Origin of the sequence: uncultured Rikenella sp. (assembly GCF_910579375.1) — a bacterium.
Classification (GTDB): Bacteria; Bacteroidota; Bacteroidia; order Bacteroidales; family Rikenellaceae; genus Rikenella.
This window is the reverse complement of record NZ_CAJTUJ010000202.1, coordinates 1-2,893: the sequence shown is the minus strand read 5'-3', so window position 1 is coordinate 2,893 and position 2,893 is coordinate 1. Positions and strand designations below refer to the sequence as shown.

General features: G+C 60.5%; 3 protein-coding genes. All 3 read left to right on the top strand.

Annotation, left to right across the window (positions count from 1 at the left end):
* Positions 1 to 493 precede the first annotated feature (493 nt).
* The 3 genes from QZ302_RS09665 to QZ302_RS09655 are packed head-to-tail and all read left to right on the top strand — an operon-like array spanning position 494 to position 2,760.
* Positions 494 to 1,018, top strand: a complete 525-nt coding sequence (locus QZ302_RS09665) for a hypothetical protein (RefSeq protein ID WP_294594854.1) — start codon at positions 494 to 496, stop codon at positions 1,016 to 1,018.
* Between the two features lie 42 nt (positions 1,019 to 1,060).
* Positions 1,061 to 1,498 (top strand): ribose 5-phosphate isomerase B, encoded by a 438-nt coding sequence (gene rpiB, locus QZ302_RS09660; RefSeq protein WP_294594852.1) that lies wholly within the window; start codon positions 1,061 to 1,063, stop codon positions 1,496 to 1,498.
* 14 nt (positions 1,499 to 1,512) lie between these two features.
* Positions 1,513 to 2,760: a peptidase U32 family protein gene (locus QZ302_RS09655; protein WP_294594851.1), complete on the top strand. Its 1,248-nt coding sequence runs from the start codon at positions 1,513 to 1,515 to the stop codon at positions 2,758 to 2,760.
* Positions 2,761 to 2,893: the final 133 nt, after the last annotated feature.

Here is a 2,893-nt window from a genome sequence, read left to right as displayed (position 1 = left end):
TAGAGCCGCTCGGGCCGGACGTCCGAGCGGCCCGCAACACGCCGCTCGCGCGTCGAGAGTTGCCGTTCTTCCCGGGCGTCCGACCGCAAAGTCAAATTGAAATAGGGTAGAGGCTGCCAGTTATTAGGGTAGCTCCAGCCCATTGCCCCCGCGGGCCCGCGGCGTTTATTCCGAGAGGCAACGCAACTGAAAACTGTAGGCACGGAAGCTTACGTTGCTGGGGTTGAGGGCTTGCGAATTGAAATCCAAGTTCACGCCGCTGGTATCGTTGATTGCCGAAGACCAGCTCGAGCCTCCGAAGCCGACGCCACCCAAGGCGCCTAATTGTTTGTAGTAGCCACAGTCGCGAATGCCCGGGGCGGTGCCGCTCGGCACTCGAACCGGCCCGCCTCTACCCCCAAACAAAGGCGTCTCTGCCTCAACCCCCGAGGGCAATGCAACCATTCCGCACGTCGGGATGATGAATAACAAACACACTTAAAACACGAAAATCATGTCAGTACAACAAAATACGTTGAATGCAGAAAATCTGATCGTCAAACGCCGGAGCAAGCGCGCCTTAGGGCTCGGAATCGGCCTCATTGCCAGCGGAATCGCACTTTATTTCGCATCGACCACGATTCGCGATACCAGCTCTTCCGTCTATATGCTGTGCACCGTCGGCGCCTTCACAGCCCTGATCGTCGGCGTGCTGAAACTCTTTTTCGGCGGTTGGGAAAACGTTTATCAACCCACGCAAAGCCCCGTCGAAGGCTATTCCCTCTATTTCGAAGGCCTCTCCGGCTCTGAACTCGTCGAACTCATCGAACGCGAACGGTTCGACGCCCTGCGAGCTGCCCGGCGCAAAGAGAGCGGCCCCGTGCGGCTCGATGTCCGCCGCTCGCGGGACGGACGATTCGTCGCCCTCCAGGTGCTGCAATACGTCCCTTACGTCTACGAGAACCTTTCCGGCACCTACTGCTTTCAGGAAGAGCGTGCCCTTCCCGTCGCCGAGTGCGTCGGCAATCCCGCAAAATAATCGTACCTTTGGCGGCGTTGAAAAATCAGGAGAAACCCTTTTATGAAGACTTTTAACGTCGCCATCGCCAGCGACCACGCCGGCTACGAGATGAAAGAGTTCGTCGCCGGCTACCTGCTGGCCAAAGGCTACACCGTCAAAGACCTCGGCACCCACAGTTGCGAGAGCGTCGATTATCCCGTCTATGCCCATGCGTTGGGGTGCGAAGTGGCCGAACGGCGGTGCGATCTCGGCGTGGCATTGTGCGGCAGCGCCAACGGTATCAGCATCACCCTCAATAAACATCCGCACGTGCGGGCAGCTATCTGCTGGTGTCCCGAGATCGCTACCCTCGCACGGCAGCACAACGATGCCAACGTCTGCTCGCTTCCGGCCCGGTTCGTGACCGAGGCACAGGCGGCGGAGATTCTGGACGCCTTTTTCGCGGCCGAGTTCGAGGGGGGGCGGCACGTGCGGCGGGTGGAGCAGATCGATCTCTAAAACGGCGGAGCGGGATGACGGAAAAACTCGAAATCGAAGTCATGTGCCCGGTCGGCTCGTGGGAGTCGTTGCGGGGGGCCATACAGGGAGGGGCCGACTCGATCTATTTCGGCGTCCAGGGGCTTAATATGCGGGCCGGATCGTCTGTGAATTTCACGCTCGACGATCTGGCTCGTATCGTTGCGACCTGTCGCGAGCATGGCATCAAAACCTATCTGACGCTCAATACGGTGCTGTTCGACGAGGATATCCCTTATATGCGTCAGGTGGTGGAGCGGGCGAAACGAGAGGGGGTCGATGCGGTGATCGTGGCGGATCAGGCGGCGATGGATTATGCGCGGCAGCAGGGGGTGGAGGTGCACATCTCGACGCAGCTCAATATCAGCAATACGGAGGCGGTGGCCTTTTATGCCCGGTATGCGGATGTGGTGGTGCTGGCGCGGGAGCTCTCGTTGGACAAGGTGCGACATATCTATGATCAGATCGAAGCGCGCGATATCCGGGGGCCGAAAGGCGATCGGGTGCGGATCGAGATGTTCGCGCACGGCGCGTTGTGCATGGCGGTGTCGGGGAAGTGTTACCTGAGTCTGCACGAGGCGTGGAAGTCGGCCAACCGGGGCGAGTGTCGGCAGCTGTGCCGCCGGTCGTACCGGGTGGAGGATGTCGAGACGGGGACGCAGTTGGTGGTGGAGAACGAGCATATCATGTCGCCGAAAGACCTCTGTACGATCGAGTTTCTGGATCGGATGATCGATGCCGGGGTGCGGGTGCTGAAGATCGAGGGCCGTGCGCGGTCGGGCGAGTATGTGCGGCGCGTGTGCGAATGCTATAAGGAGGGGGTTCGAGCGGTGGTCGAAAGGCGTTTTACGCGCGAGTTGGGGGCGGAGCTGAAGGAGCGGCTGCGGACGGTCTTCAACCGCGATTTCTGGGATGGTTATTACTTGGGCCAGCGGTTGGGCGAGTGGTCGGAGCACTACGGTTCGGCGGCGACGGAGAAGAAGGTGATGGTGGGCCGGGTGACGAACTATTTTGCCCGGATCGGGGTGGCCGAGGTGTCTGTCGAGGCGGTGCCGCTGGCATTGGGCGAGAAGCTGCTGTTTCTCGGGGCGACGACGGGGGCGTTGGAGTTCACGCCGGAGGAGATCCGGGTGGATCTTTTGCCGGTGGAGGTTGCGTCGCAAGGGAGCCGGTGTTCGATCCGGACGCCGGAGAAGGTGCACCGGGGCGACAAGGTGTTCAAGCTGGTCGCGGTGTCGCAATAGGAGGGGTTGTCCTTCCGCCCCGGGCTTCCGCGACTATGGACGAGGTGGTGCTGAAGGTGCAGCCAGATACGTCGGCAGCTATGGTTACAGTTGGTCGTCCGCCACGAACGGTATCTACGGACAGTACTTGGTT